A 3,062-nucleotide genomic window follows, 5' to 3' on the forward strand; every position below is an offset into this window, starting at 1 on the left:
TCCTCGTCGATCTGCGAAATGTCCATCGTCAGATGCTGGAGCTTGCCGCGCGGGTCGGTGAAGCGCAGGTCCAGATACTTGATGTCCTTTTCGCGGATCTGCTTCAGAACGTCGTCCGCTGTGGTCATGAGAATATTCCTCGATATTTTTTACGAGTTTGATGTGCAGCGCCCTGCCAGAAGGCCGCCTGGGCCGGGCTGGCAGAACGCCGTTTCCTGGGTCTGTCCGCCGCAGGGGCCCGGCAGGCCGGGCCCCGGCACGGCAACGTCAGATCGCGTCGTTGCCCGTCTCGCCGGTGCGGATTCGCACCGCCTCCTCGATGTTGGACACGAAGATCTTGCCGTCGCCGATGCGCCCGGTCGCCGCGGCGTTGCGGATGGCCTCGATGGCCTTCTCCACCGCCTCATCGGTCAGCACGATCTCAACCTTCACCTTGGGAAGGAAATCCACGACATATTCGGCGCCGCGGTAGAGTTCGGTATGTCCCTTCTGCCGACCGAAGCCCTTGGCTTCCGTGACAGTAATGCCCTGCAGGCCGACTTCCTGCAGCGCCTCCTTCACCTCATCGAGCTTGAAGGGTTTGATGATCGCTTCGATCTTCTTCATCGCCTCCCTCTTCTGCGGCAATCACGGTGGGGCGCAGAGGCCGCTGACCCACCTGGTCTTCAGGGCACGGACCGGCACGGCCGGCCGCAACATGATACGGACGGGCAAAGCCGTCCGTCACATTCAAGGCGCTCTGCCGGTCCCGCCGCCAGTGGGGCACGATGCCTCGGGTGAGGATAACCGCGCCTTCGGGCGATGACAGCCGGCCGTCGGAACTTCCGGCGCGGGAACGCCTTCTCGGCCCGGCCGTCCGCACGCGGCAGGGCCCGCGGCCGCCGGCATCAGCGGCGGCTCGGGTCTGCCGTTCGGCGCTGTGTGATGCACGCATCGTGCCACCTTGCCGGCGGGCGCGCGGCGTGCTGCTTTTCCACGAACGCCGCGCCGCAGAAACGGGCAGGGGCTGGGGAAAAAAGATTCAACCGGCCCTCGCACCGGTGAATGAGTGACTAAAAATAAGGCAATCTGCCTAAAATTCAGAACGGAACCGTCATGATCGAGCTGCTGACACCGACTGAGATGGGCGAGGCCGACCGTCTGACCATTGCCGGCGGGCGGGCGGGCACGGACCTGATGGAGCGTGCCGGGCAGGCGGTGGCGGATGCGGTTTCCGCCCGCCACAGCTATGCCAGCCGCATCGTGGTGGTGGCGGGGCCGGGCAACAACGGCGGCGACGGCTTCGTGGCCGCGCGCATTCTGGCCGCCCGCGGCTACCGCGTGCGCGTGATGCTGGTGGGCGACATCGCGGCGCTCAGGGGCGATGCGGCGTGGGCGGCGGCCGGCTGGCAGAAGCGGCAGACGACCGAGCCGCTCGATGCCGCCGCGGTGGCCGATGCCGATGTCGTGATCGATGCCCTGTTCGGCGCCGGCCTTGCGCGCGCGGTGGAAGGAGCGCCGGCGGACGCGGTGGCGGCGATGAATGCCTGCCGCGGCGAGGTGGTGGCGGTCGATCTGCCGAGCGGTGTCAGCGGGGCCAGCGGCGCGGTGCTGGGCGTGGCGGTGCGGGCCCATCGCACGGTCACCTTCTTCCGTCGCAAGCCCGGCCACCTGCTGTTGCCGGGCCGGCTGCTGTGCGGCCGCGTCACGGTGGCCGATATCGGCATCCGCGACGGGGTGCTGGCGCAGATCGGGCCGCGGGCTTTCGCCAACCAGCCGGCGCTGTGGCGGGGCGACTGGCACCCGCCGGCGGCGGACGGCCACAAATATGCCCGCGGCCATGCGGTGGTGGTCTCCGGCCCGATGACCGCCACCGGCGCGGCGCGGCTGGCGGCCGGCGCGGCGCTGCGCATCGGGGCGGGGCTGGTCACCGTGGCATCGCCCGCCGATGCGCTGATGGTCAACGCCGCCCATCTCACCGCGATCATGCTGCGGCGGGCGGACGGGGCGGAGGGGCTGCGCGCGCTGCTGGCCGATGCCCGCCTCAATTCCGTTGTCATCGGCCCCGGCGCGGGTGTCGGCGCGGCCACCGCGGCGGCCGTGCTGGCAGTGCTGGACGGCCCGCGCGCCGCGGTGCTCGATGCCGATGCCCTGACGAGCTTCCGCGACGATCCGCAGGCGCTGTTCGCGGCCATCGGCGGCCGCAGCCATCCGGTGGTGATGACGCCTCATGACGGCGAATTTGCCCGGCTGTTCCCCGCGCTTGCCGGCGTGCCGGACAAGGGCGAGCGCGCCCGGGCCGCCGCGCGGCTGAGCGGCGCCGTGGTGGTGCTGAAGGGCGCCGATACCGTCATTGCGGCACCCGACGGCCGCATTGCCATCAATGAGAATGCGCCGCCCTTCCTGGCCACGGCCGGTTCGGGCGATGTGCTTTCCGGCCTTGCCGGCGGGCTTCTGGCGCAGGGCCTGCCGGGCTTCGCGGCGGCGGCGATGGCCGTCTATGTGCACGGCGCGGCGGGCACGGCCGCCGGCCTCGGCCTGATTGCCGAAGATCTGGCGCCTGCGGTGCCCGGTGTGCTGGGTGTGCTGGCGGGAGCGGGCGACTGAGCCGGCGGCGGGTGCGTGCCTGCGGCGATCGGCGCCTGCGGGGTTTCGGCGGGCCGGCCTGCGGGTGGCGGGCGTTTGCGGCCGGCCGGCAGATTTGCTAAGCACGCGCCGGCCGGCGGGCGTGGTGGAACTGGTAGACACGCTGGATTTAGGTTCCAGTGGCGCAAGCCTTGGGGGTTCGAGTCCCCCCGCCCGCACCAGCCGCCGGGCTGCCCGGCCTGCCGCGGCCATGCGCCGGCTCTCTGTCCTGCCTCCCTTCCTGCCCGCCTTCCTGCCTGCCCGCCTGCCTGCCCTCGTCGCCGTCTCCGCCCTGTTCCTTGCTGCGGCCCGCGCTCCGCCTCTGCCTTGCCCTGCTTTGTCCGCAGTCAGGCCGTAAACGCCCTCATTCGGGGCGTCCGGGCGGTCAATAAGCAGGCAAACACGCGAGAAGGTGTTGCCTTGAAGGCCAAGGGGCGGTATCGCGGCGGGCGAACCGA

Annotated in this window: 2 protein-coding genes and 1 tRNA gene; 2 read left to right on the top strand and 1 reads right to left on the bottom strand. The window is 70.6% G+C overall.

The window, feature by feature from the left end; all coding sequences use genetic code 11:
- Window positions 1–267: 267 nt before the first annotated feature.
- A complete protein-coding gene (locus tag V7067_RS16970; protein ID WP_334177070.1) occupies window positions 268–606 on the bottom strand; it encodes a P-II family nitrogen regulator in 339 nt (112 codons plus the stop codon).
- Between the two features lie 489 nt (window positions 607–1,095).
- Between V7067_RS16970 and V7067_RS16975 the strand changes: the two genes are divergently transcribed.
- Window positions 1,096–2,586 (top strand): NAD(P)H-hydrate dehydratase, encoded by a 1,491-nt coding sequence (locus V7067_RS16975; protein ID WP_334177071.1) that lies wholly within the window; start codon window positions 1,096–1,098, stop codon window positions 2,584–2,586.
- A gap of 115 nt (window positions 2,587–2,701) precedes the next feature.
- A tRNA-Leu gene (locus V7067_RS16980) sits at window positions 2,702–2,786 on the top strand.
- Window positions 2,787–3,062: the final 276 nt, after the last annotated feature.

Source organism: Pseudoxanthobacter sp. (genome assembly GCF_036822375.1).
Lineage (GTDB): Bacteria > Pseudomonadota > Alphaproteobacteria > Rhizobiales > Segnochrobactraceae > Pseudoxanthobacter.

Bases quoted from the DNA above. Each gene is read 5' to 3' on its own strand.
- V7067_RS16970 (WP_334177070.1), bottom strand. From the start codon at position 606: ATGAAGAAGATCGAAGCGATCATCAAACCCTTCAAGCTCGATGAGGTG.
- V7067_RS16975 (WP_334177071.1), top strand. From the start codon at position 1,096: ATGATCGAGCTGCTGACACCGACTGAGATGGGCGAGGCCGACCGTCTG.